The sequence below is a fragment of the Streptomyces neyagawaensis genome (assembly GCF_023516595.1).
Classification (GTDB): Bacteria; Actinomycetota; Actinomycetes; order Streptomycetales; family Streptomycetaceae; genus Streptomyces; species Streptomyces neyagawaensis.
In genome coordinates this window covers 36,182-61,778 of sequence record NZ_JAMGBG010000065.1, presented here as the reverse complement: position 1 = coordinate 61,778, position 25,597 = coordinate 36,182, and the positions used below count along the sequence as shown (strand labels likewise).

The 25,597-nt window shown below is 73.1% G+C and carries 19 protein-coding genes; 6 read left to right on the top strand and 13 right to left on the bottom strand.

Annotated elements, in window-relative coordinates:
- Nucleotides 1-47 precede the first annotated feature (47 nt).
- From M8J73_RS25815 to M8J73_RS25805, 3 genes are all read left to right on the top strand, one after another.
- Nucleotides 48-416: a TraR/DksA family transcriptional regulator gene (locus tag M8J73_RS25815; RefSeq protein ID WP_249829111.1), complete on the top strand. Its 369-nt coding sequence runs from the start codon at nt 48-50 to the stop codon at nt 414-416.
- The gene (locus tag M8J73_RS25810; protein ID WP_055541258.1) at nt 413-1,216 is read left to right on the top strand and encodes a rod shape-determining protein; all 804 of its coding nucleotides are present in this window, start codon (nt 413-415) and stop codon (nt 1,214-1,216) included. Before M8J73_RS25815 ends, M8J73_RS25810 begins: the two co-directional genes overlap by 4 nt.
- A gap of 347 nt (nt 1,217-1,563) precedes the next feature.
- Complete coding sequence (locus M8J73_RS25805; RefSeq protein WP_249829110.1) at nt 1,564-2,472, top strand: nuclear transport factor 2 family protein; 909 nt, start codon at nt 1,564-1,566, stop codon at nt 2,470-2,472.
- Nucleotides 2,473-2,553: 81 nt separating this feature from the next.
- Here M8J73_RS25805 and M8J73_RS25800 read toward each other — a convergent pair whose 3' ends face one another.
- Together M8J73_RS25800 and M8J73_RS25795 are read right to left on the bottom strand one after the other, a co-directional pair.
- The gene (locus M8J73_RS25800; RefSeq protein ID WP_055540306.1) at nt 2,554-3,123 is read right to left on the bottom strand and encodes an AMIN-like domain-containing (lipo)protein; all 570 of its coding nucleotides are present in this window, start codon (nt 3,121-3,123) and stop codon (nt 2,554-2,556) included.
- 117 nt (nt 3,124-3,240) lie between these two features.
- The gene (locus M8J73_RS25795) at nt 3,241-4,086 is read right to left on the bottom strand and encodes an SDR family oxidoreductase (RefSeq protein WP_055540305.1); all 846 of its coding nucleotides are present in this window, start codon (nt 4,084-4,086) and stop codon (nt 3,241-3,243) included.
- Nucleotides 4,087-4,234: 148 nt separating this feature from the next.
- On the opposite strand from M8J73_RS25795, the gene M8J73_RS25790 reads away from it, so the two are divergent.
- Nucleotides 4,235-4,645, top strand: coding sequence for a winged helix-turn-helix transcriptional regulator (locus M8J73_RS25790; protein ID WP_055540307.1), 411 nt, complete (start codon nt 4,235-4,237; stop codon nt 4,643-4,645).
- A 26-nt stretch (nt 4,646-4,671) separates the two neighbouring features.
- Here the strand turns inward: M8J73_RS25790 and M8J73_RS25785 are convergent, their stop codons facing one another.
- Nucleotides 4,672-6,750, bottom strand: a complete 2,079-nt coding sequence (locus M8J73_RS25785) for a SpoIIE family protein phosphatase (protein ID WP_055540304.1) — start codon at nt 6,748-6,750, stop codon at nt 4,672-4,674.
- 217 nt (nt 6,751-6,967) lie between these two features.
- Between M8J73_RS25785 and M8J73_RS25780 the strand changes: the two genes are divergently transcribed.
- Entirely contained in the window at nt 6,968-7,558 is a 591-nt protein-coding gene (locus M8J73_RS25780; RefSeq protein ID WP_055540303.1) for a TetR/AcrR family transcriptional regulator, read from the top strand.
- Nucleotides 7,559-7,624: 66 nt separating this feature from the next.
- On the opposite strand, the gene M8J73_RS25775 is transcribed toward M8J73_RS25780, so the two are convergent.
- The 3 genes from M8J73_RS25775 to M8J73_RS25765 all read right to left on the bottom strand — a co-directional run bounded on the left by M8J73_RS25775 (nt 7,625) and on the right by M8J73_RS25765 (nt 9,441).
- Nucleotides 7,625-8,230 carry a hypothetical protein gene (locus M8J73_RS25775; RefSeq protein WP_055540302.1) on the bottom strand — a complete coding sequence of 202 codons (606 nt, stop codon included), beginning with the start codon at nt 8,228-8,230 and terminating at the stop codon, nt 7,625-7,627.
- Between the two features lie 47 nt (nt 8,231-8,277).
- On the bottom strand, nt 8,278-8,652 hold the full coding sequence (locus tag M8J73_RS25770; RefSeq protein WP_055540301.1) for a VOC family protein: 375 nt from the start codon (nt 8,650-8,652) through the stop codon (nt 8,278-8,280).
- Between the two features lie 78 nt (nt 8,653-8,730).
- On the bottom strand, nt 8,731-9,441 hold the full coding sequence (locus M8J73_RS25765; protein WP_169797877.1) for a 4'-phosphopantetheinyl transferase family protein: 711 nt from the start codon (nt 9,439-9,441) through the stop codon (nt 8,731-8,733).
- Between the two features lie 158 nt (nt 9,442-9,599).
- Between M8J73_RS25765 and M8J73_RS25760 the strand changes: the two genes are divergently transcribed.
- A complete protein-coding gene (locus tag M8J73_RS25760; protein ID WP_249829109.1) occupies nt 9,600-10,034 on the top strand; it encodes a VOC family protein in 435 nt (144 codons plus the stop codon).
- A gap of 21 nt (nt 10,035-10,055) precedes the next feature.
- Here M8J73_RS25760 and M8J73_RS25755 read toward each other — a convergent pair whose 3' ends face one another.
- From M8J73_RS25755 to M8J73_RS25725, 7 genes are all read right to left on the bottom strand, one after another.
- Complete coding sequence (locus M8J73_RS25755) at nt 10,056-11,624, bottom strand: MFS transporter (RefSeq protein WP_055542700.1); 1,569 nt, start codon at nt 11,622-11,624, stop codon at nt 10,056-10,058.
- Entirely contained in the window at nt 11,621-12,460 is an 840-nt protein-coding gene (locus tag M8J73_RS25750) for a thioesterase II family protein (RefSeq protein ID WP_055542699.1), read from the bottom strand. Before M8J73_RS25750 ends, M8J73_RS25755 begins: the two co-directional genes overlap by 4 nt.
- Complete coding sequence (locus tag M8J73_RS25745) at nt 12,453-13,676, bottom strand: class II histone deacetylase (protein WP_240501738.1); 1,224 nt, start codon at nt 13,674-13,676, stop codon at nt 12,453-12,455. Before M8J73_RS25745 ends, M8J73_RS25750 begins: the two co-directional genes overlap by 8 nt.
- Nucleotides 13,673-13,981, bottom strand: a complete 309-nt coding sequence (locus tag M8J73_RS25740; RefSeq protein WP_055542698.1) for a hypothetical protein — start codon at nt 13,979-13,981, stop codon at nt 13,673-13,675. The genes M8J73_RS25745 and M8J73_RS25740 overlap by 4 nt, the downstream gene beginning before the upstream one ends.
- A gap of 88 nt (nt 13,982-14,069) precedes the next feature.
- A complete protein-coding gene (locus M8J73_RS25735; protein ID WP_249829108.1) occupies nt 14,070-17,957 on the bottom strand; it encodes a bifunctional SDR family oxidoreductase/pyridoxal phosphate-dependent aminotransferase family protein in 3,888 nt (1,295 codons plus the stop codon).
- Entirely contained in the window at nt 17,954-19,075 is a 1,122-nt protein-coding gene (locus tag M8J73_RS25730; RefSeq protein WP_055543344.1) for a DNA alkylation repair protein, read from the bottom strand. Before M8J73_RS25730 ends, M8J73_RS25735 begins: the two co-directional genes overlap by 4 nt.
- The gene (locus tag M8J73_RS25725) at nt 19,068-25,589 is read right to left on the bottom strand and encodes a type I polyketide synthase (protein ID WP_249829107.1); all 6,522 of its coding nucleotides are present in this window, start codon (nt 25,587-25,589) and stop codon (nt 19,068-19,070) included. The genes M8J73_RS25730 and M8J73_RS25725 overlap by 8 nt, the downstream gene beginning before the upstream one ends.
- Between the last annotated feature and the right edge of the window lie 8 nt (nt 25,590-25,597).

Genomic DNA, 25,597 nt, shown 5'->3' with positions numbered 1-25,597 from the left:
CGCCGTCCCGCCCGTTACTGTCTCCCGCCCTGCTCACAAGGGGTGAAGTGGTGAACCACCAGACCATCGGCGTCCAGGCCACGCATCTGTCGCCCGAGGACCTCGCCGCGCTGCAGGAGAACCTGCGCGAACAACTCCTTTTCCGCCGGGAACAGTTGCGGCAGATCGCCGCGGCGTCCCGCGCCGAGGACCTGCGCGGGCGCCGCTGCCCGGCGCAGGCCGAAGTCCATGTGAAGCTCGCCGCGTCCGCGCGTATGGTCCTCGCCGACGTCGAGGCGGCGCTGCGGCGCATCGCCGAGGGCCGCTACGGCGTCTGCCACCTGTGCCGGCGCCCCGTCGACCGCGAACGGCTGGCCGTCGTACCGCAGGCCCGCTACTGCGGGCGATGCCAGCAGGTGCGGGAGGCCGGGCGATGACCGTCATCCGCCGTCCCCGCGCCGCGTTCCCGGCCGGCCACCGGCCCTGGCCGCAGTGCCGGCGGTGCTGCGGTCTCGCCCTCGACCTGGGCAGCCTGCGCACCCGGGCGTGGATCGCCGGCCGCGGCGTGATCCTCGACGTGCCCACGGTGACCTGTCCGGGCACCGACGCGGTGTACCCGATCCAGCGCGGCACGATCGTGGACGTCCCCGGGACGGCCCGTCTGCTCGACCGGCTGCTCGGTCACCGCCTGCCCGGCCTCACCCGCCCGTTGGTGGTGGTCACGACACCCGTGCTGGACGGTCCCCTCTACCGGGAACGGGCCCGCACCGCCGTGGAGGTGCTGCGGCCACGCGCGGTGCTGACCGTGTCCACGGCCCGCGCCGTCGCCCTCGCCGCCCGGGCCGACCTGTCGCGTCCGCTGCTGGTCGTCGACATCGGTGCGCATCTCACCGAGGCCGTCCTGCTGTGCGACGGCCTCGTCTTCGACGCCCGCCGTACGGCCCTCGGTACCGCCGACGTCTCCCGCGCCGGTGACCCCGAGGAGATCGTCGAAGCGATCACCACCATGGTCACCTCGATGCTCCGGCAGGACCGGACGTCCCTCACCGCCGACGCGCTGAGCCGTGGCTTGCTCCTGGCGGGCGGTGGTGCTCTGCGCCCGGACATCATCTACCGGCTCGGCGGCAGCCTGCGCACGTCGATGCGGGTGGTCCCGGCGCCGCACACGGCCGCCCTCCGCGGCGCCGCCGCCTTTCTCCGGTCCGCTCACGCCCACCCGTCGACGGACGGCGCGTAGTCCGCGGTGGGCCGGCGTCACCCGGGAGCCGGGGCCGAGAGACGACCGCGCGGTGGACGCGCGCAGTGGAGGACCGCGAGCTCCCCGAGGCTGAGGGCGAGGCGCCGTGTGGCGCCATGTTAGGGGGTGTGGGCGCCAGGACCGGAGGGGCCGGGTCCGGCCTGTCGGCGGGGGTCGTACCGCTGGTCGGCGGAGTGCCTGGCCGCGGGCGTGGCGATGGGATGAGCACGCAGGCCAGGGCACCGGGGCGGGGGTGAGGAGCACGCCCCTCGGGGCGCCGGCCCCCAGTGACGCATCGCCGACGCCCGTCGACCTGCCGGCCGACTGACCACACGCGGGAGACCCAAGTGAACTACCGGAAGACTCTGCCCTGGCTTGCCGCCGTCGCCTTCCTCGCGACCGCCTGCGGCGGCACGTCCGCCACCGACGCCTCGTCGACGACGTCCTCGGCCGCCGACGCTCCGTCCGGCGCCGAGGAGAAGCGGAACAAGGCGCTGGTTCTGCGCCTGTACACGGAGGCGTTCAACAAGGACCGGACCGACGTGGTGAAGGAGCTCGTCGCCGCCGACCTCGTGCAGCACGAGAAGTCGGTGCCCGGCGGTGCCGACGGGCAGGTCGAGCTGTTCAAGAAGGTGAGGGCGAAGATTCCCGGTGCGGTGGCCACCGTCAAGCACGTGGCCGCCGACCGCGACCTGGTGGCGGTGCACTGGCACGCGTCGGCGACCCGGGCCAAGGAGGCGACCGGCCAGGCCAAGGTCGACCTGTACCGGGTCCGGGACGGCAAGGTGGCCGAGCACTGGGGCATCACGCAGACCGTCCCGGCGAAGACGGCCAGTGGGAACTCGCTGTTCAGCGACGTGTACCGGTATCCGCAGGGGGCACCGGCGCTGTCCGAGGAGCAGGAGGAGAAGAACCGGAAGTTCGCGGTCTCCGCGTACCGCAGGCTCTCCGACGGGGACGTGAACGTGATCGACGAGAGGTGGGACTCCCGGTACTACCAGCACAACCCGGCGATCACCAACGGCACCGCCCCGCTGAAGCAGTTCATGCAGCAGGGCACGCAGGACGGAGCGTCGTCCGGCGGCGACTCCGACGGCGACGCTCCGGCCACCGGGGAAAGGACCCGGTTCGGGAACACCCTCGCCGACGGGGATCTCGTGTGGGTCTTCAGCTCCGACTACGTCGTCGCGGACCTCTTCCGCGTGGTCGACGGAAAGATCATCGAGCACTGGGACGTCGCCGCCGACGGGCAGTAGCCCGGGAGCGGCGGCCGGGGTGAACCCCGGCCGCCGGCCGTCGGGAGGGGGTGCGCCCGGCGGCCGGTCAGCGGCGGTGGCTCACCAGGTGTGGGCCACGTCCACCACGAGATGCCCGTCCGACTGCAGCACCCGGAAGGGCAGACGGGCCCGCACTCCGAGTCCGAACTGGGTCTGGCCCTCGAAGGAGCCGCCGAACTTCGCGTCCCGGAAGGTGCGATACCCGGTGAGGTTCACACCCGGCAGGCGCTTCCCGACCTTGCCGGGGTACGTGGGTGCGCCGGAGTCGTAGGCCGGTGCCCGTACGACGACCTCCAGGATGGCGCCGCCGGTGACCGGGATGACCGCGCCGCTCGGGTCCGCGATCAGCCGGTCCACATACTGCACGGTGTAGCCGAGTTGGTCCGCGGACGCGCCGGGGACATCGACGACGAACCGGTCGTAGCAGTCGTGGCGGCCGGTCCTGGCGTTCGTGATGTACTCGCCCGCCGTGCTGGACCAGTCCGTCTTGGTGAGACTGCCCCAACCGGTCGGGCACGCGGCCGCCGTGCGCGGGGCGGAGGCCGGGGCGGCCACGCTCGGTACTACGGCCACACCCAGTGCGGCGGTCACGAGGGCGGCGGTCACACAGACCGTTCTGCTTCTAGTCATCCTGTTCCCCCCAAGGGCACGAATGTCCGACATCAGGGGAGACATTCGGATCGGCCCGACGGTTGCACTCCGCTTACCGGAAAGTGGAAAAGTCTGCCGGACGGCCGGAGACGCCGGCTAACGGAAGGCGGCGACGTGGCGTCGGGCCCAGTCGTCGAACGTGCGGGCCGGGCGGCCGAGGAGCCGCTCGACGGCGGGACTGATCTGCTGTTCGGCGGGGGTGGGCTCGCCGAGGATCGCCAGCGTCGTCTCCACCACCGGCTCGGGCATGAAGCGCAGCATCTGCGCGCGGGCCTCCTCACGGGTCTGCTCGACGAAGCGGATGGGTTCGCCGAGTGCGTCGGCTATCGCCTCCGCCCGTCGGCGGGGCGTGGTGAGCGCGGGTCCGGTCAGCTCATGGATCTGTCCGCTGTGGTGGTCCTCCCGCAGGGCCGCGGCGGCAACCTCCGCGATGTCGTCCGGGTCGATGGTCGGCAGGCCGATGTCGGCGAAGGGCGCGCTGACGGTCCGTCCGGCGCGGACGGACTCGGCCCAGGCGTAGGCGTTGGAGTGGAAGCCGCCGGGCCGCAGGATCGTCCAGGCCATGCCCGACTCCCGGACCGCGTTCTCGATGGCGCGCGCGACGTCACCGTGGGAGACCGAGCCGGGCCGGGTCGCCACTCCCTGAGAGGACAGCAGGACGACCCGCTCGACACCGCCCGCCTTGGCGACGTCGAGGATGTCCCGGGTGCTCAGCAGGTGCGCGCTGGGGCCACCGTTCTGCAGGAACAACGCGTCGGCTCCGTCGAACACGGGCCGCAGGCTCTCGGGGTCGGTCAGGTCGGCCCGTACATGCTGGACGCTCTCCGGCACATCGGCGTCCGAGATCCCGCGGGATGTCGCGGTCACCCGTGCACCGGACGCCGCGAGGGTCCGCACCAGCGATCGGCCCACGTTGCCGGTGGCCCCCGTCACAACGAACATGAACAACTCCCTTGTCGATGAGGCATGTTGTCGCCGCCCGTGTGGGCGGGACCGTCGCCCTGGAGCTGCTCTCCGGGCGACACGGGGACGCTAACACCGTCGGTATAGTAGGTACCTAGAGGAAAGTGGCTATCCCGAAGGGGTGTTCATGGCGGGCGACACCGACTGGGTGGCAGCGGCCACGACCGATCCCGCACTCGCCTGCCCGACCAGCGCGGTCATCGACATCGTGTTCAGCCGCTGGACCACGCCGATTCTGTGGACCCTCCACACGGAGGGCCGGCAGCGGTTCGTCGAGCTGCAACGACGGATCGGCACGATCACCCCGAAGGTGCTGACCCAGCGGCTGCGCCAACTGGAACGGGACGGCCTGGTCGTGCGCACGTACCACCCGGAGGTGCCCCCCAGGGTGGAGTACGAGATCACCGACCTGGGCCGCAGCCTGGCCCCTCTCTTCGCACACCTCGCCACCTGGGCCGCCGGCAACCTGGACAAGGTCGAGCAGGCCCGCCACGACTTCGACGCGGACCCGCCGCGGGGCGCTCACTCGTCCCCTTGACGGCTCTCTCCGTCGATGTGACCGCTCTATCCCTGTCGATGGCCGCTGGCGCGGCGGGCCAGGAGCAGCGCCACGTCGTCGTCCGGCTCGGGGGTGAGGGCCGCGAGCAGCAGGTCGCAGATCTGCTCCAGGGGGAGCCGGGTGTCGTCGAGGACGCGCAGCACGTTGTGCAGTCCCGCATCGACGGACATCGCGTGGCTCTCGACCAGGCCGTCCGTGAACAGGGCGAGCAGGGCCCCCTCGGCGAGTTCGTGCTCGCCGACGGTGAAGGGGACGCCGCCCACCCCGAGGGGGACACCGGCGGCGATGTCGAGGAGTTCGGCCTTCCCGTGCGGGCCCACCAGGACCGGCGGGAGATGGCCCGCACGGGAGAGTTCGCAGCGCCCGCGGCGGGGGTCGCAGACGACGTAGAGGCAGGTGGCCAGGGTGTCCGCGTCGCCGAGGGAGGCGGTGAGGCCGTCGAGGTGGTGCAGCAGCTCGGCGGGGGGCAGGTCGAGCCGGGCCAGGGCGCGGGTCGCCGTACGCAGTTGGCCCATGATCGCCGCCGCGTGCACCCCCTTGCCCATCACGTCCCCGACGACGAGCCCGGTCTTGCCGTCGGCGAGGGGCAGCACGTCGAACCAGTCCCCGCCCACCTCGCTGATGGCGGGCCGGTAGCGCGAGGCGACCTCCATGCCGCCGTGGTGCGGCGGCGCCTGGGACAGCAGGCTGCGCTGGAGGGTGAGCGCGATGTCCCGTTCCCGTCCGTACAGCCGCGCGTTGTCGATGCAGATGGCGGCGCGCGCCGCCAGTTCGACGGCGAGGGTGACGTCCTGGTCGTCGAACGGGCGGGGGTTGACCGTGCGGCACAGGCTGAGGGTGCCCAGGACCTCACCGCGGGCCATCAGGGGAACGGCCAGATAGGAGTGGACGCCGGCGCTCCGCAGGGTCTCGGCCGCGGCGTCGTCGCGGGCGATGCGCCGCAGCACCGTGTCGTCGACGCGTGCCCGCAGGATGGGGCGTGCCTCGCGGACGCACTGGGTGACGATCCGGGACGGGCTGTACAGGGCGGGCTGCCCGACCGGGTCGGCGGCCTCGACCGCGTCGGTGGGGCGGCTCGCCTTGACGGCGAGGGCCCAGAAGTCGAGGGAGCCGTCCGCGTGGGGCGCGGCCGAGCCGCCGGGGTTGACGACGACGGAGAGGGCGTCCACGGCCGCGAGGTCGGCGAGCTGGGGCACGGCCACGTCCGCCAGCTCGCGTGCCGTCCGGCGCAGGTCCAGTGTGGTGCCGATACGGACGCCGGCGTCGGCGATCACCGCCAGCCGCTCGCGCGCCTGCGCGACCTCGGCCGCCGCCCGCTCCCGCTCGGAGACGTCCAGGACGGAGATCGCCAGGCCCAGTACCCGCCCGTTCGGGTCCTCGATGCGGTGGTACGACTCCGAGAAGGCGTGGTCCTCGGTGTCGGCTTCCGTATGGCCGACCGTCTGCTGGTCCAGCAGTGGCTCACCCGTCCGCAGGACGTAGCGCATCCGCGACTCGATGGCGTCGACGTCGAGGGCGGGCAGCACCTCGCCGACGCGGCGGCCCAGTACGGCCGCCTCGGGCACTCCGTTGAGCCGTTCCAGCGACGGGTTGACGCGCAGCCATCTGAGGTCCGGGTCGAAGACGGCGATCCCCACCGGCGACTGGCTGACCAGGATGTGGGAGATCGCCAGGTCGCGTTCGACGTCGCGGACGGTGTCCGCGTCGGTGCCCAGGCCGAGGGCGAAGATGTCGCCGTCGGCGTCGCGCAGCTGCATGGTGCGGAACTCGACGCGGCGGGTGGAGCCGTCCTTGTGCCGTACCGGGAAGACCCCTGCCCAGCGGGCCCCGGTGCGGACGCTTCTGAACAGTTCGCGCGCCCGCTCCTGGTTCTCAGGGGCGACGAGCAGCGCGCCCGCGTCCTGGCCCAGCGCCTCCTCGGCGGGGAATCCGAGCAGTGACTCCGCTTCGGGGCTCCACAGGGTGATCCGGCCGTCGCTGCCGAGGACGAGGGCCGCCACGCTCAGCACGTCGAGCAGCCCGCCGGGCGCGGCCGTGATGCCGTCCTGCCAGCCGCTGCCGGCCCGGGTCTCTCGCTCGGGCATACCGGACGCTCCTTCCGGCGGCAGCACGGGAAACCGGTCCCCTGCTGCCGGGCCCCCTGTCAGTCATACCTCCGACCCCGCGCCACCGCACGCCCTCACACCTCCCTGCCGAGCGGGCTCGGCGCCGTCGGAGCGCGGATCGGGAACGGTCCCGAGGGTGCATCGCCATGCGGGGAAAGTTCACGTACCTTCAGTACGTGAAGGACGGGGGGAGCGGATGACGCGAGGGACTCGGGCGGAGCAGCGGGAGCGGACCCGGCAGGCGCTGGTGCGGGAGAGCCGCCGGTTGTTCGCCACGCTGGGGTACGGGGCCGTGGGGCTGTCGGAGATCGTGCGGGCGGCGGGTGTCACCAAGGGCGCGCTGTACCACCACTTCTCCAGCAAGGCCGAGTTGTTCCGGGCCGTGCTGGAGCAGGTGCAGGAGGAGGTGGCCGAGCGGATCGCCGAGACGGCGGACGCCCGGGAGGACACCTGGGAGCAGCTGATCTCGGGATGCCAGGCGTTCCTCACCGTCTCCACGGACCCGGTGATCCAGCGCATCATGCTCGTCGACGGTCCCGCCGTGCTGGGCTGGAGCGAGTGGCGGGCCATGAACGAGACGACGTCGGGGCGGCACCTGGCGCAGGTGCTCGGGGATCTGATCGAGGAGGGGACGATCATCGCGCAGCCGGTCGAGCCGCTCACTCATCTGCTGTCGGGCGCGATGAACGAGGCGGCGCTGTGGCTGGCCGCCTCGAAGGATCCCGCCGACCTCGACGACACGCAGAAGGCCCTGGTGGCGATGTTGCAGGCCCTCCGGGTGACCTGACACGGCCGGTGCCCCGCCGCGCGCGCACGCGGCGGGGCACCTCGCTGGTGCGGGTGGGCGGGCCGGTCAGGCCACGTCGAGGGGACGGCCCGCGCGGTGGGCGCAGGCGTAGCAGCCGCCCTGGCCGCGGCGGATGTTGTTGAGCGCGGGCGTCCCGATGTGACCGCAGGTCATGCAGCGGCATCTCCATCGGTCCCGTACCCGTCCGGGGAACGGCTCCAGCGGCTCCATGCCGACCGCCCGCATCTCCGCCTCGGCCGCCGCGCGGTCCACCGGGGCCCGCCCGGCGCAGGCGCGGCAGCCGCCCTTCCCGGCGCGGATACCGAACAGTCTCGGGTGGACGGTGCGGCCGCAGACGACGTGCCGGCACAGCCATCGGACCCTTGCCCCCGGGTACGGTTCCAGCGGTTCGAAGCCCGCGGCGCGCATGTCGGCCTCGGCCTGCGCCCGGCCGGCCGCTCGCCGCCGCTCCCCCGCGGCGATGCGTCCGCAGTGGCGGCATCCCGCGCTGGCGCCTATGCGTACCGATGTGAAGGTGGGTGCGACGTGGTGGGCGTTCTTCGTGCAGCGGCTGTTCCAGGCCACGTTGGCGCCCGGGTAGGGCTCCAGTGGTTCGAGTCCCGCGGCGCGCATCACCGCGACCGCGACCTCGGCGTCGATTCTTCCGGGCATGACCGCTCTCCCCCCTCGACCAGCGATCCCGCGCGCGCACCGAGGGGTCATTCCGGTGCGATCACGCGGATCTTCACTCCATTGGGATCGGTGACGAGCACGTCGTCACCTTCAGGCGCTTCGGTGCCGGACCGTCGCACTCCGGTCGGGGCCGCGCAGGTGGCGACCCGTTCCAACTCCCTTTGTCCGCCGTCCACCTCGAGGGTGAAACGGACCACGCTCATCGGCCGCCGCAGGGGCTCCGGGAGGGCCGGGTGCGTGGGGTCGACGAGGAGGAGTTCGCAGGGGGCCGGTCCGGGTCGGCCGAGACCGACGTACCACTCCGTCTCGTCGGTGACCTTGAAGCCGAACAGGTCGGTGTAGAACGCGCGGGACTCCTCGATGCGGAAGGTGCGGATCACCGGACAGAGGCTGGTCAGCATGGAGTGCCATCTCCAGTCACGTACCGAAGGTATGCGAGTGAACTTAGTGACGTACCATCGGTATGTCAACACGGGCGGTCACCCGCCCGCGTCCGCTCCGCCACGCCAACGGCCGCACACGAAAGGCCAGTTCAGCTCGTAGGGCGCGGCGGGTACGGGGGTGCCCTCGGGCACGGCCAGGGCCGCCGCGTGAGTGGTGTCCGCGGGGCCGCACGGCAGGTTGCGGACGGTCCAGCCGGGCGGACGCCGGGGCGCCCCGGGCGTCTCGCGGTCGCCCAGGTAGTCCCGGTCCAGCGCGCGGCCGAGGCCGGTGCCGAGGGCCTTCAGATAGGCCTCCTTGCGCGCCCAGAGGCGGCAGAACCACCGGGGTCTCCCCTGCTCCGGGACCGCGGTGGCCTCGCGCCGCTCCTGCGGGTGCAGACGTTCCAGGCACGACTCGACGGTCCGGCGGCCGGGTATCCGCTCTGCGTCCACGCCCAGGGGCACACCCGCGAACGCCACGAGCGACAGGCCCGGGCAGTGGGAGAGGGAGAAGTACGGGCCGGCCACGCTCCCCAGGAGAACGGGCCGCCCGTGCGGGCCGCCGCACCTCGCGCACGGCGCCCGCCCGAGGAGGACGTCCACGGGATGACAGCCGAGCTGCTCGGCGAGCAGCAGACGCAGCGCGACATGCGTGGCGAGGTAGCGGGAACGGTCCGCGGGGCGCCGGAAGGAGCGGGCCCTGCGCCGTTCCTCGGCGTCCAGCAGCGACAGGCTCAGCGCCTCGTCCCACGGCGGCGGTCTCCTCACGGCCCACACCTGCGGTGACTCCGGATGCCTCGGCACTGCGACCGCCATACGCCCCCCGTTCCGCTGCCGGCGACGTGACGGTGGGGGCGTTGCCTCGTTGGCACGACGAACGCCACCCGCGCTCGAACGACCCGTGCCCACCTCAGAACGGTGACACCATGACGCCCTCCGCCGTGACCAGCTTCTACCCGGTGATCTGCACCCCGCGGCTCCGGGAATCCGCGGACTTCTACACGGACCTGCTCGGATTCGAGAAGACCTTCGAGAACGACTGGTACGTCAGCCTCCGCCGGCCGGAGCCCCCGTACTACGAACTCGCCCTGGTCGACGCGGCCCACGAGACGATCCCGGACGCCTACCGCCGCCCCGCTCAGGGCGTCCTGCTCAACTTCGAGGTGCCCGACGTCGACGCCGAGTACGCCCGGCTCGTGGAGGAGTCCGGGCTGAAGCCCGAACTCCCCCTGCGCAGCGAGGACTTCGGGCAACGGCACTTCATCGTGGCCGCCCCCGACGGCGTCCTCGTCGACGTCATCACCCCCATCGCCCCCACCGCCGAGCACGCCGCCGCCTACACGGAGCGCCCCGGCGCGTGAGGGCCGTGGCCCGCTCCCCGGTCAGGAGGCGGGCTGCTCCGCGGGCGTCACCGGGCTCTCGGCGGGCTCCTGGGCCTGCTCCCCGGCGCCCGTGGGCGGGGTCCTGATGACGACCGCCACCAGGACGGCCGTACCGAGCGCGAGCAGCGCGCCGACGACACCGATGACGTTCATGCCCTCGGTGAACGCCGCCCGGCCCGAGTCGACGAACGCGGCGGCCACGTCCGCGGGCAGGGCCTTCGCGGCCTGAAGCGCCTCGGCGAGGGTGTCACCGGCACCGTCCGGGATCCGCGCGGGCACGTCCACCTCGCTGCGGTACACGGCCGTACCGACACTGCCGAGGATCGCGACGCCGAGGGCCATGCCCAGCTCGGTGCTGGTCTCCGAGATCGCCGCCGCGGAACCCGCCTGCTCGGGCGGCGCCGAACCGACCACGATGTCGGTGCCCAGCGCGATGAGCGGGCCGCCGCCTGCGTACACGAAGGCGAAACCGGTCACGACCTGCGCGATGCCGGAGGTGCTGTCGGCGAGGGCCAGCATGAGGTGCCCCAGCGCCGACACGGCCAGGCCGGCCGCGACGACGTACGCGGGCCGCACCTTGCTCGCGGCGATCGGGGACACCACGGACGTCACGATCAGCGCGAACGCCGCGGGCAGCAGGTACAGGCCCGCCTTCATCGGTGACAGGCCGCCGACGAGCTGCAGGTACTGCGTCACGAACAGATAGGTGCCGCCCGCGACCAGCATGCTCAGCAGCAGTGTCACCAGGGAGGTGCGGAACGCCGGGTTGCCGAACAGACGGAAGTCCAGCAAGGGGCTGTCCAGGCCGCGCTGCCGGCGCACGAACACCACGCCCATCACCAGGCCCGCGACCAGGGCCAGCAGCGGCAGTGCCGACACCCCGTCGTTGGCGATCTCCTTCAGGCCGTAGATCACGGGCAGGATCGCCGCCAGCGACAGCGCCACGCTCACCAGGTCGACGCGGCCGGCCTGCTCGTCGCGGTACTCCGGCAGCAGCATCGGACCGGCCACCAGCAGCAGCGCCATGATCGGCACCCCGAGCAGGAACACCGACCCCCACCAGAAGTACTCCAGCATGGCACCGCCGACCACCGGGCCGAGCGCGATGCCGACGGAGAACATGGTGACCCACACGGCGATGGCCACGCCGCGCTGCCTGCCGTCCCGGAACATGTTGGTGATCAGCGCGAGCGTGGACGGCATCAGGGTGGCGCCGGCGACGCCGAGCGCCGCGCGCGCCGCGATCAGCGTGGCCGGGTCGTCCGCGTAGGCGGCCGCCACCGAGGCCACGCCGAAGGCGGCGCCGCCCATCAGCAGCAGCTTCCGGCGGCCGATGCGGTCGCCCAGCGACCCCATGGTCACCAGGAAGCCGGCGATCAGGAAGCCGTAGATGTCGATGATCCACAGCATCTGGGCGGCCGAGGGGTTCAGCGCCTCACTGATGTGCGGGACCGCCAGGTGCAGAACGCTCACGTCGATCGACAGCAGCAGCGTGGGAAGCGCCAGCACGGCCAGGCCCAGCCACTCCCGTGGCCCGGCCTGGTGGGGGGTATCGGCGATGGTGCTCAACTCGTCTCCTTCAACAGGTGCTTCGAACCGCCGCCCGGAACGGGTACCGGACGGCCGGACGTACGGGGGACCCGGCCCCCGTACGGGGTGCCCGCGTGCGGTGCGCCGGGGCGGCCGGCCACCAGGCGGTGGACGACGGCAGCGGCGGGCGCGGGCTCGTAGAGGTAGAAATGGCCGCCGGGGAACATCAGCCGCCGGAAGCCGCCGGTGGTCTCCAGGGACCACAGGTGCAGCCGCTCGGCGACGACGACGGGGTCGTCGACAGCGCCGAGCGCGAGGATGGGCACGCCGGTGCCCGACAGGGGCCGTTCGTGGTGCTCCATCGCCTCCAGGTCGGCGCGGATCGCCCGCAGCGACAGCCGGACCAGGTGGTCCCGGTCCAGCAGCTGGGGCGTCATGCCGCCGATGTCCAGCAGGTGCTCCACCAGTTCGGTGTCGCTCCTGAGGTGGGCGAAGGGCGGCTCGGCGGGGAAGCACGGGGGCTGCCGCGCCGAGACGGCCAGCAGCTCCGGCGCGAACCCCTTGTGCTCCATCGTGCGCGTCAGTTCGTACGCCAGCACACTGCCGAAGCTGTGCCCGACGACGGCGTACGGCAGCTCGGGCAGCTCCGTCAGGGCCGCGCCGAGCGCGTCGACGAGGGGTTCGACGCGGGTGAGCGGCGGCTCGTTGATCCGGGCGCCCCGGCCCGGCAGTTGGGCGACGACGAGTTCCACGTCCGCAGGCAGGTACCGCGTCCACGAGCGGAACGCGGAGGGCCACCCGCCGGCGTGCGGGAAGGCCACCACACGGAAGCGGGGCGCGAGCCGGGGGCCCACGGTGGTCCACCAGTCACGCATCGGCCACCGCCCGTCCCCTGCCGGTGCCGGTGCCGGTGTCTGAGGTGCCGGTTCCGGTGCCGCTCTCGGTGTGGATGTCGGTGGAGGTGTCCGAGTGGGTGTCTGCCGATCGCCGGGCCAGCAGCGGGTGGTGGGCCCGCAGATGCTCGACGACCCGGCTCTGGTGGCCCTGGAGGCGCTGGCCCGGCAGATGGTCCAGGGAGTGCAGGAACGGGTCCTGGGGTGCGGGCAGTCCGGCGATCGCGCTCGCCGTGGCGAGCACCAGCATCGGCTGGTACCACGCCGAGTAGCCGCCCTCGTGGACGAAGACGACGCGTCCCCCGGTGAGTTCGTCGGCGAGGCGGCACAGCGTGGACGTCATGGCGTGGAACGTGCGGCTGGTGCACATCATGCGGCCCATCGGGTCGTGGCCGCCCGCGTCGACGCCCGCCGCGACCAGGATCAGCTCGGGCCGGAACGCGCGGGCCGCGGGTTCCACGACGCGGTCGACGACGGCGAGGTAGGCGCCGTGGCCCGAGCCCGGGGGCAGCGGCACGTTGAGCGTGCTGCCGGCGCCCGCCCCCGTGCCCGTCTCCATGACGTGGCCGGACGCCGCCGGGAACAGCCCGTCCTGGTGGATCGACACGTACAGCACGTCCGGGTCGTCGTAGAACACCCGCTGGATGCCGTTGCCGTGGTGCACGTCCCAGTCCAGGATCATCACCCGGCGCGCCCCGCGGCGTTGCGCGGCCCGTGCGGCGACGGCGACGTTGTTGTAGAGGCACAGGGCCATCGCACGGTCGGGTTCCGCGTGGTGGCCCGGCGGGCGGACCAGGCAGTACGCCCGCCGGAACCGCCCGTCCAGGACCTGCTCGGCGGCCTGCGCCGAGGCGCCCGCCGCGAGCCTGGCGGCGTGCGCGCTGTGATAGTTGACCGGCGCGTACACGCCGGCGTCGCCCCCGCCGGACGCCGACACCGCCTCCACGCGCTCGATGTGCTCCGGCACGTGCACCAGCAGCAGGTCCTCGTCGGTGGCGGGCGTCGGCGACACACACGTGTACCGGTCCAGCACTCCGGACGCCTTGACCAGCCCCTCGGCCCGGCGCAGATCGGGGTCGACCGCGAACTGCCGCAGCGGTTCGACACCGGGTCCGACGGGCACGTACCCCGAGCCGGGCCCGGGGTCGTGCCAGAAGCACATCTCGTGGCTGTACCACGCGAGGTCGGACGTGTTCACCCGGCGGACACACCCAGCGAGGCGCGGCTGACGCCGGAGACCTTCTCGATGTACTGGAGGTAGTACTCGCGTTCCTCGTCCGGGGTGCGCTTGGCCCGGAACGTCGTCTCCAGCAGGTCGAGGACCTCACCGGTCCGCCCCGAGGTGAGCGGCTGTTCGGCGACCTCCTCCTCGACGGCGCGGATGCGCGCGGCCGGCTCCACCACGCCCTTGGCGTGCTCGTCCTGGTCGGTGTTGTGGTTGCGGGTCGAGGCGATGGTCTTCAGCACCGCCGAGAAGAACGCCGTCTTGTCGATGTCCGCCATGTCGGTTCCCCCTTGCTCGTCGTGTGTGCGTGCGACGTGCCGTGCCACCCGGCCGACGCGGCTTCCCGCCGCGTGTCCGGGACGTGTGTCAGGTGATGAGGCCACAGGCGCGGCCGGCTTTCTCCAGCGTCGTGACGGCCGTGTCCAGGTCCGCCTCGGAGTGGCTCAGGTTGACGATGGTCCGCAGCCTCGGCAGCGTGCGCGGCACCGCCGGGTAGACGATCGGCTGCACGAACAGGCCGTCCCGCTGGCACATGCGGGCCATGGCGCCCGCCTGTTCGGCGCTGCGGCAGATGACCGGCACGACGGGCGTCTCACCGGTGAGCGTGTCGAAGCCCAGTGCCCGCAGCCGCTCCCGGTAGCGGGTGGTTCTGGCCCGCAGTTCCCGCGGCAGTTCGGGCGCGGCGTCGATCACCTCGATGGCCGCCCGGGCCGCCGCCACCTGGGCGGGGGTGGCCGCCGCGGAGAACATCCAGCCGCGCGCGTTGTTCTTCAGCGCGAAGACGAGGTCGCTCGACCCGGCGACGTAACCGCCCGCGCTGGGCACGGTCTTGGAGAGGGTGCCCATCTTCACGTCGACGCGGGCCGGGTCGATGCCGAAGTGCTCGGTGATGCCGCGCCCGGTGCGGCCGAGCACACCGAGGCTGTGCGCCTCGTCCACCATGAGCGGGGCGTCGTACCGCTCGCACAGCTCGACGATGCCCGGCAGGTCGGCGACATCGCCGTCCATGCTGAACACGGCGTCGGTGACGACCAGTCGGCCCGCGTCCCCCGCCTTGCGCAGAGCGCGCTCCAGGTCGGCGAGGTCGTTGTGCGCGTACGTGATGACCCGGGCGCCCGAGAGGCGGTAGCCGTCGAGGATGCTGGCGTGGTTGTAGACGTCGCCGATGATGACGTCGCCTGGGCCGACCAGCGCGCCCACCGTCGCCACGTTCGTCATGTAACCGCTGGAGAAGACGACGGCGTCCTCGGTGCCGAGGAACCGGGCGAGCGTCAGCTCCAGTTCACGGTGCAGATGGAGGGTGCCCGCGAGGAGCCGCACGCCGTGGGCGCCGGTCCCGTGCCGCTCCACCGCGCGCAGCGCCTGCTGCTCGATGTAGTCGTGGCCGATGAGCCCGAGATAGCTGTACGAGGCGAAGTTGAGGAACCAGCGGCCGTCGAACTTGATGTGGGCGCCCCGCGCCTCCTCGATGACGGGCTCGTAGAAGTACTCGTCCTTCGCGACGAGCACCCGGTCGTCCACGGAGAGGGCGTCGATACGCCGGTCCAGGAAGGTCCCGCCGGGCCGGTCGGACAGCCGGCCGGGGAGGGTGCGACGGGGGACGCGGGGGGTGGGGTGGGGCGTGTGGGGGGCCGGTGCGGTCACGGGCACGGCAGCCCAGGGGGTGGCCGCAGGGGGCACGGCTGTGGCTTCGGTCGCGGCGGGCGCCGGCCGGGGTGCCGGCGGGGCCTGCACGGCCGGGGGCTCCTCGGGGCCGGCTGAGGCGGGGGTCCGGAAGCGGTCCCAGTCGGGGACGAAGGAGTCAGCGGCGCTGTGGGGTACGGCTACGGCGGGCGCCGGCTGCTCCGGGGCCGGGGTCGTGGGAGCCGTGGTCAGCCGAGACGGGGTCGGCGGGGGCGTGGTCGCCGAGGGCGGGGCGGAGGGGTGCAGATGGTTCACCAGTGCGCCGACCGTGCTGTGTTCGAAGAAGACCATCGGGTCGACCTCGAAGCCGTCGGCGGACAGGGACGCCGCCAGTTCGACCGCCATCATGGAGTCGAGGCCCAGTTCCAGCAGATCGTCCTCGGGCGCCACGGCGTCGACGTGCAGCACGTTCTTCAGAGCCGTGGTCAGCGACAGCCACAGTCCGCTTTCCGGCGTCACAACGGTCATGGGTTCTTCCTTCGCGTGGGCGGCGGCGCACAGGACGTAGTGCGCGGGAGGACGGCCGAGGACGGTGCGCAGCAGGGCGACACCGCTGTCCGCCGTGAGGACCGGTACGCCGTGCGCGGCGGCCTTCGGGGCGATGCCCGCGCCCATGCCGACGCTCCACAGGCCCCAGCCGAGGCTGAACCACGGGGCCCCGTCGGCACGTCGGCGGGCGGCGTAGCCGTCGAGGTAGGCGTTGGCCGTGGCGTAGGCGCTCTGTCCGAGGTTGGCGCGGACGGAGGCGACGGACGAGAAGAGGGCGACGAAGTCGGGCGTGCCGCTCACGGCGATCAGGTCGTCGAGCGCGTGCACCCCGCCGACCTTGGGGCCGAGTACGTCCGTGACCTGTTCCGGTGTCAGGGTGCGGGCCAGGCCGTCGCGCAGCACTCCCGCCGCGTGGAACACGCCGTCGAAGCGTTCGGCGCCGTCGAGTGCCTTCGGCAGCGTACGGACGTCGGCGGCCAGGGTGTGGAGGTCGCAGCGGGTGCCCAGCCGGTCGAGCCGTGCCCGTGTCTCCCCCGTGTCCGGGACCGTGCGGCCCACGAGGGTCAGATGGGCGCAGCCCTCGGCCGCGAGGAACTCCGCGATGCGCAGACCGATGCCGCCCATTCCCCCGGTGATGAGGAACCGCCCGTCGCGGAAACGGGGAGCGGGCGCCGGCGCGTCGGTGCTGCTCGGTGGCAGCGGGGCGGGCCCGGCCGGTTCCAGCGCCGGCCGGTACCAGCCGGAGGGGCGGCGGGCGAGTTCCGGCTCGGGGTACCCGAGGAGGTCCGTCGGCGTGTTCGTCGGCGTGAGGTCGGCGCCGGGGTCCAGGTCCACCAGGCGCACATCGGTGCGGGGGTGTTCCACGCGCAGGGTGCGACCGAGGCCCCACAGGGAGGTCATGAAGGGGTCGACGGTCTCCTCCCCCGTCACCCGGTGGGCGCCGCAGGTGACGATGAGCAGGTCCGGCATCGGCGGACGGGCCGCCAGCCGCCGTACCAGGGCGAAAACCCCCCGCAGGGCTTCGCCCACCCGGTCCTCGTCCGTCAGTCCGCGTGGCGCCTCGTAGACCACCGCGCCCAGGGGCGTCCCGTCGAGCACCTCGTCCAGTCGCTCCGGCGTCAACTCCTCGGGCGTCAAGTGGATGACGGGCGGCCCGTCCGAGGCCGGTGTCCGCCGCCGCGAGACCAGCAGCAGGGGGCCTTGGCGCTCCCGTGGCGTGCGGGTGGGGCGGACCTCCCGCCAGACCGGGGTCTCGATCGAACCGGCGGCGGAGAGGCTCCGCTCCTCCGCCGCCGGACCGGTCGGGGCTTCCGCCGTGGGCGACTTGAGCGTGATGCGCTCCAGTTCGAGCAGCACCTCGCCCTGCTGATTGCAGACGGTGGCCCGCCCCCGCACGGCACCGGCGCGGGCCCCTGCCGTCGCGTCCCGTTCGACGAGGGCGAGGACCGTGCCCGAGAGGGGGCGGCGGGCCACGAGCCGGCCCACGTACCACGGCAGGCACGCCCCGGCCGTTCCGTCGTCGAGCATGCCGAGGGCCTGGAAGACGCTGTCCAGCAGGGGCGGCGGCACGAACCGGGCTGTGTGCAGGTCGTCGTCGGCGCGCAGCACCATCAGCATGCGGTCCGCTCCCCGGTGCGCGGAGCGGATCGCCCGGTAGGCGGGCCCGTACGTGATGCCGCTGGCCTGCCGCCACGCCTCGATGTCCGTCAGCGGGACGGGCCGGGTGCAGCCGGCCCGCAGTCCGTCCACGTCGACGTAGCGGGGCGGCGGCATCGGCACGCCGCGGGCGCGCGCCGAGCTGTGCTCGACCGGCGCGCCGCCCGCGTCGTCACCGGCGGAGAGGACCGAACACCCCCCGTCGTCGGCCGTCATCACTCGCAGATCGACGCCGGGCCCGGTCACCCGCAGCGGTGCGCGGAACGTGACGTTGTCCAGCGTCCACACGCGGTCGGGCCATCGGGTGTCGCAGGCGGTCAGGACGGCGTCCGTCTGGAGGGCGGCCGGTACGACCGGTGTGTCACCGATGCGGTGGTCGCGGACCAGCGGATCGGTGACGCCGAGGTGGACCCGGAAGCCGCTCATGTGCGGAGGTCGAACCGCTCGGTGGCCTTCACCAGGCCGTTCACCTGAATGTCCACGGTGTGCTCGCCGGCGTAGTAGCGGCGGGTCTGGACCTCCTTGATGGGGTGGGACTTCCGCACGGTCCGTCGCTCCCCCGCGGCGAGTCGGAGCGATGTCAGTTTGAAGACCTTGGGGATGCTGCGGCCGTTCTTGCGCACGTGGTGCACCACGTAGTCGACGGTCACGCTGTGCGGCCGGTCGTCGCCGTTCTCCACCGTGAAGTCGATGAGGAGGGTGTCCCCGACGGTGACGGCACCGGGGGTGACGCGCAGGGCGGACACCTGGACGAGTTCGCCGCCCGTCGCCCCGAGGATGGCGAGGGCCTGCTGGTCGCCCTTCTTCACCAGGGTGCGCAGGGCGTGCTTCACGATCCAGTCGGTCTCGGGGGTGGGGCTCTCCTCCAGCCAGCGCAGCGCGGTGGCGAGTGCGAGGTCGGGGGTGTCCTTGGAGATGTCGTTGAGGTTGTTGGCGACGGACTTGCGGACGTACTCGGAGGGGTCGCTGCGCAGGGGTTCGAGGATCTCCAGGACGGGGCGCGGGTCCTTCACGAAGACGTCGAGGGTACGGGCCCACGGCAGGCGCGGTCGGACGCCCTCGCTGGCGAGGCGCCGCACGTTGTGGCTGGGGCTGTGCGCCCACTCCGCGACCCGCTTCATCGTCAGCTCGTAGTGGTCCTCGACGAAGGGCCTGATGGCGTACTCGCCGGTGTGCCGCCGGGTGATCTCCTCGATGGCGTCGAGGGACACCTCGGGGTGGTCCCGGCCGTACTCCTCCACGAACCTGGCCACCGGCATCAGGAACCAGCTGGTGTTGAACATGCCCTCGCCCTCGGCGAGTTCGTCGCCGAGGATCGACAGGAGCACCGCCACGGCCGTGGGGTAGTCCTCGGGGAGCCGGCTGCGCAGGCCCTCGGTCAGGATGAGGACGCGGTCCTTCAGTTCCTTGCCGGGGATGCGCTGTTCGACCTCGGCGGCGTACCCCTCGACGTCGAAGTCGGGGTGTACGGCGCGGACCTTGCCGCCGATGAGGCGCGCGGCCTCGCCGTTGAAGTGTCGCTTCAGTCCGTATTCGCTAGCCATGGTGCTCGGGCCTCTTCGTCTCGTGCGTGTGATTGCCGTGGGTGGTGGTCGTGGGTGCGGGGCCCTGGGCATCGGGCGCGCCGGGGGTGATCCAGAACCGGCGGCGTCTGAACGGGTAGCCGGGGGCGGTGGTGACGCTCTGGCGTTTGCCGTGGTGGAGGCCGGTCCAGTGCAGGTCGGTGCCGGTGTGGTTGTGGTGGGAGGTCAGCGCGGCGTGCAGCTGCGGCTGGTCCTCGCGGCCCCGTTGGAGGGTGGGGATCCACAGGGGGGTCAGGTCGGGGCGCGCCTCGGCGAGCGTGGCGCGGGCAAGGGGGATCAGCTGTGGGTGCGGGCCGATCTCCCAGACGGTGTGGGGGCCGGTCTCGGCGAGCGTGGTGACGGCCTGGCCGAAGCGGACGGTGCGGCGGATGGCCTGGGCCCAGTGCCCGGGATCGGTGGCGGTGACGTCGCTGTGCCAGGTGCCGGTGAGGGCGCTGGCGAAGGGGATCGCGGGCGGCGCGAGGGGGGTGGCGGCCACGGCGTCCGCGAAGGGGGCGAGGGCCGGTTCCATCACCGCGGAGTGGAAGGCGTGACTGACTGTCAGGGGCTGGACGCGTGAGGAGGTCTGCTCGCGGAAGCGGGCCATCACCTCTGCCGGGCCGCTGACGGTGTGGACGCGGGGCGCGTTGTGGGCGGCTATCTCGAGGCCGGGGTAGGCCCGGAGTTCGGCCGTCAGCGTGTCGGCGTCGGTGTGGACGACGGCCATCGTGCCGGTGGCGGGCTGGGCCTGCATCAGCTCGCCGCGGAGCGCCGTCAGTCGCAGCAGGTCGGGCAGGGCAAGGACGCCGGCCGCCCAGGCCGCGGTCAGCTCTCCCAGGCTGTGCCCGGCGACCACGTCGGCGTGGACGCCGACGGCCCGCAGGAACCTCACCAGGGCGACCTGGACGCCGACGATGCCGATCTGCGCGTACCGCGTCTGGTCCAGGAGGTGCCGCGCGTCGCCGTACAGCAGGTCGAGCAGGGGTACGTCGGTCCAGGGGCGGAGCAGGTCGGCGCACTCGTCGAGGGCCTCCCGGAAGTGCGGTTCGGTGGCCCTGAGGCCCTCGCCCATGCGGGCGTACTGCGAGCCCTGCCCGGTGAAGAGGAAGGCGGTGGTCGTCGCCGTCCGGGTGTGGCGGGTCGTCGGGGCCGCCCCGGAGGCGACCTCGGCGAGCCGGGCGGCCAGTTCGGCGGCGGTGGTGCCGTGGACGGCGGTGCGGTACGGGTGGGCGGTTCGTGCGGTGTTGACGGTCCGGGCGAAGTCGCCGAGCGGGTCTTCGGTGGGGTGGCTCTCGGTGAAGCGGTCTTCGGTGAGCCGACTCTGGGTGAGGTGGTCCTGGGAGAGCCGGCCTTGGGTGACGTGGTCCTCCGGGAGCCGGTTGCAGGTGAGGCCGGTCAGGTGGTCGGCGTAGGTGCCGGCCAGGTCGCGCAGGGTGGTCTCGTCGGCCGCGGTGACGCGGACGATGTGGCTGTCCTGCGGCACCGGGGTGTCCCTGGTCGGCCGGGGCGGTTCCTCGACGATGACGTGGGCGTTGACGCCGCCCATGCCGAACGCGCTGATCGCGGCCCGCCTCGGGTGCCCCTCACGCGGCCAGGGCCGCGAGCGGTCGGCGAGGTAGAAGGGGGTGTCCTCGAAGCGGATGCGGTCGTTGGGGCGCGTGACGTGCAGGGTCGGCGGGATCACCTCGTGCTCCATCGCGAGGAGGGCCTTCACCAGGCCCGCGAGGCCCGCCGCAGGCTCCAGGTGACCGACGTTGGACTTCAGCGAGCCGATGGCGCAGAACTGGGCGCGGTCGGTATGTTCACGCCAGGCCCGGGTCAGCCCGTCGATCTCGATCGGGTCGCCGAGGCTCGTCCCGGTGCCGTGCGCCTCCAGCAGTCCGATCGTGTCCGGGGTGACACCCGCGTCCCGTAGGGCCTCCGCGATGACATCGCGTTGCCCTCGGGGGCTGGGCGCCGAGTAACGGGTGGTGCGGCCGCCGTGGTTCACGGCCGCGCCCTTGACGAGGCCCCGGACCGGGTCGCCGTCCCGTCGGGCGTCGTCGTGGCGGCGCAGGACGACCGCGACGGCGCCCTCTCCCGGGACGAAGCCGTCGGCGGTGCTGTCGAAGGCCCGGCAGCGGTGCCTCGGTGACAGGGCCATCAGATCGCCCATCGAGCGGAAGTACTCGGGGCTGAGGCCGGCGTGCACCGCGCCGATCACAGCCGTGTCGATGTCACCGGCGCGCAGGTGCTGGAGGGCCGTGTGCAGGGCCACCAGCGACGACGAGCAGAGGGTGTTGACGAGGCCGCTCGGACCGTGCCAGTCCATCAGGTACGACAGGCGGTTCGGGATCATCGCCTCGAGCCCGAGTCCCCGGCCGTCGGGGACGCCGTGGCGTGCCCGTTCCTCGTGGTAGTGGTCGTGGCTGTACGCGATCCACAGACCGGTCCTGCTGTCCGCGACCCGCTCGCCCGCTCGTCCCCCGTCCTCCAGGGCCTGCCAGATCGTCTCGTACACGATCCTCGCCTGCGGGTCGATCAGCGGGGCCTCGCGGGGCGAGATCCGGAACGGGCCCGGATCGAACTCGTCCACGGCCTCCAGGAACGAGGCGTACGGGACGGGCCCGTGCGACGGCCGGCTCCAGCGGCCGTCGGGCAGCGGGCGTACCGTGTCGCGCCCTCGGCGGAGGAGGTCGGCGAAGTCGGCCAGGGTGTGCGCGGTGGGGAGGCGGACCGCGGCACCGACGATCGCGATGTCGCGGGCGCGGGGTGACTCGGCAGGGGTCGGGGGCCGGGGCGTGGGGAGGGGGTGCGGTGCGGGTTCGGGTGCGGGTGCGGCGGCTGCGGGGGTGGGGCGGGTGGTGGGCCCGGAGGTGACATGGGCGGCCGGGAGTGCGGTGGCTTGTGCGGCCGGGGGTGTGGCGGCCGGTGTGGTGGGCGGTTCGGTCGGTTGCGCGACGGGCGGCGATGCGGGCGTCGGCGTTTCGTCCGGCGAGGGGGATGTGGGTGTCGAGGGGACGAGGGGGGCGGCCACGTCCGGTGACTCGGTCACGAGGAAGTCCGCGAAGAGGCGGGGCGTCGGGTACTCGAAGAAGACGGTCGGGTAGAGGGACAGCCCGAGCTCCGAGGAGATCCGCTCGCTCAGCGACACGAGGCCGACCGAGTCGAACCCGGCCGACAGGAACTCCGTGTCGGCGTCGCCCACGGAGGTCCCGGTCAGCTCCAGGAACCAGCCGAGCACCCGCTCGGGCGTCGCCGGCCGGCGGACCGGCGCGGTGGGTGGGGGCGGCGGGGCGAAGGCCGGATCGGCGGGTGTCATCGCTTCGGCGTTGTCACGCGGGGAGTCGCCGCGCGAGGGTGGCGCAGCCGAGACCGGAGTTGTCGCGGCCACCTCGCCGCGAGCCGCTCCGCCGGCAGGCGGCGGCGCCGTAGCCCGCCCCGGGGTCGGTGGCGCGGCGGGCCGGCGCACCTGGGTGCGTGCCTCGGCGAATGCCTCCGCCGGTACCCGCTTGGACGACATGTCGGCGAAGACGAGCAGCGGTCGGCCCGCGGCGTCCGTCACCGTCTGGGTGACGCGGCAGGCCTCCTCGTTCCAGAAGGCGGTCTCCGTGCGGACGTAGGCCGCCTCGTGCAGCGGGCCGTGGAGGTGGACGCCCGCTGCCGACAGGGGGATGAACGCGGACGCGTCGGACGCGCCGAACACCGGGTTGTCCGGGGCGATCGCGGCGATGGTGACGCTGTCGAGCAGACCCGGGAACAACTCGACGCCGGGCTCGTTCATCTCGCGCTGCCGCGCCCCTTCGACGCGGGCGAGCGTGCCGCCGTCGGGGAGGCCCGCCACCCAGGAGATGTTCCGGTAGTAGCGGCCGTGGTGGTACCCGATCCGCCGCAACCACCGGTAGAGGCCCGACCCGGCGCGCACCTCCCCGCACGAGCCGAGCAGCGAGGCGACCGGCACAGGGGCGGGCTCGGCGACCGCCTCTCCCAGCAGCCGCCCGGTGACGAAGGGGCCCCCGTCGAGGTCGTCCTCCACCGTGAACCGCCCCTGACCGTCGACACGGCACACCACGCGGGACGCGCCGGCGGGGATCAGCGGGCGGTGGAACAGCAGGTCCCGTACCCCGTGGAAGGGTTCGCCGCGCAGCGCGGCCCCTTCGCGAAGGAACTCCAGCCACGCCACCCCGGGCAGCATGATCCGGCGGTAGACGGCGTGCTGCGCGAGGGGCGCCTCGCCCGGTCCGAAGACCCGCGCGACGACGTAACCGGCGGGGCCCTCGTCCCGCACGAGTTCGGCCTGCGCGCCGGGTTCGGGTGAGCGCAGCGGCTCGCGCAGGTCCAGGGCCCGACCGCGCGGCTGGGCCGACGGCAGCAGGCGGGTGCGCCACACGGTGTCCCGCTGGTACGCGGCCCAGTCGATGTCCTGGCCCGCCGCGAAGAGGCCGGCGGTGACCGCGGCGAGTTCCGCGGCGACCTCCCGTTCGTCGTGGGCGCGGGCCAGGCGCCCGCTCAACTCGTCGTCGGCTGCCGGTTCGTACTCGGCTCCGGGTGACGGGTCGCCGTCGCGGCGAAGGACGTCGGCGAGTGCCTCCTCCAGCGGGACGCGGCCCCAGGCGAAGTCGCGGAGCGCCTCCCAGCCCGCGGGCAGGTCCACCGCGGCCTCCGGCACTCCGGTGTCCCGCAACGCCACGGTGAGGGCGATTCCCTCGCTGATCCGGAGCAGTTCACCGGAGAAGTCGGCCAGGCGTACCCCGGTCGCCGTCTCGAAGAGGCGCATGATCTCGTGCACGGCCGGCACCGACCGGTCGAGCACCCCCAGCCAGCAGGGGGGTGCCTCGTCCGACGAGGGGCGGACCCGTACGGCGGTCCGTCCGAGGGTCCGTACGGCGGTTTCCCCGGCCGGGGCGGCGTCCGGGGTCTCGGGCCGGAGGAGCCAGGCGCGCAGGGCGGACGCCAGCTCTGTCGCGTCGGCCCCGGTGACGGCGACGCGCGCGGCGCGGTGCGGACGGGCCAGCCTCGCGGTGGCGCACACGTCGTCGAGGTCACCGGCCGCGGTGGGCAGGAACTCGATCCACTGCGCGACCAGTTCCCGCAGCGCGTACGGGGTGTCGGCGGACAGGGGCAGCAGTTCGTGGGCCGCCCGTGCCACCGTCGTGCGGGACGGCCCGGCCGCGTGGTCCTCCTCGCGGCGGGCCGGGGGTACGGCTTCGGCGACGACGTGCGCGTTCGTCCCGCCGAAACCGAACCCGCTCACCGCGGCGCGCCGCACGGGCGCCTCGGGCCAGGCGCCGTTCGTGACGGGGAGGTGGAAGGGGCTGTCGGCCAGGTTGAGGCGGGGGTTGGGGTCCTCCACGGTGAGCGCGGGGACGATGCCGTCGCGGAGCATGACGATCACCTTCGCGAGGCCCGCCAGACCCGCCGCCGAGTGCAGATGGCCTATGCGGCGCTTGAGGGAACCGAGCGCCACGGAGTTGCGGGGTACGCCGTGCCGGCCGAACACCTCGGTGAGGGCCCGCGCCTCGATGGGGTCGCCGATGGCGGTACCGGTGCCGTGGGCCTCGACGTACTGCACGGACAGCGGGTCGATCCGCCCGTACACCTTGCCCAGCAGTTCGACCTGGGCCTCCAGGTTCGGCGAGGTGACGCCCATGGTGCGGCCGTCGTTGTTGACCGCGCTCGCGGCGATCGCGCCGAGGACCAGGTCACCGTCGGCCCGTGCCGCTCTCATCGGCTTCAGGACGAGGGCGACGGCTCCTTCGCCGGGCACATAGCCGTCGGCCCTGCGGTCGAAGGTCCGGCACAGGCCCGCCGGGGACAGGGCGCCGGTGCGGGAGAGCAGGACAAAGGTGAGCGGGTCGATCAGGAGGTCGACGGCGCCGACGACGGCCAGCTCGCAGGCCCCCGCCGTGAGGCTCTGGCAGGCCAGCCACACGGCTGTCAGGGAGGAGGAGCAGGCTGTGTCGACGACGAGGCTCGGACCGGCGAGGTCGAACCGGTCGGACAGCCAGGCCGCCATGAAGTTCTGCGACCGCCCCCAGAGGGAGGCGGGCCGAGGCCCGTCACCGGGGCCGTACGCCGGGGCCCCGGACGGTCCCGGTGTGCCGTCGGCGCCGAGGCCGCGACCGTGGTCGAAGCCGTACGCGTTCATGCGGGCACCGACGAACACGCCCGCGTCGAGGCGCCGACGGGTCCTCAGATAGCCGGAGTCCTCCAGCGCCCGGGCTCCGACCTCCAGCATCACCCGCTGCTGCGGGTCGAGGAGGACGGCGTCCTCGGCGGTCAGGCCGAACGCCTCGTGGTCGAAGGAGAACGGGTCCGGCAGGAAGGCGCCCCGGTGGTGCGTGCCCTGATGGGCGCCGTCGCCGAGGTACAGCTCGCGGGCCCAGCGGCTCGGCGGGACCTCGTCGACCTCGACGCCGTCCCGCCTCAGCAGGGTCGCGAAGTCCGTGACGTCCTCGGCCCCCGGGAGCCGCACCGCCATACCGATCACGGCGATGCGGCCATCGAGCTCGCTCACAGCGGTCC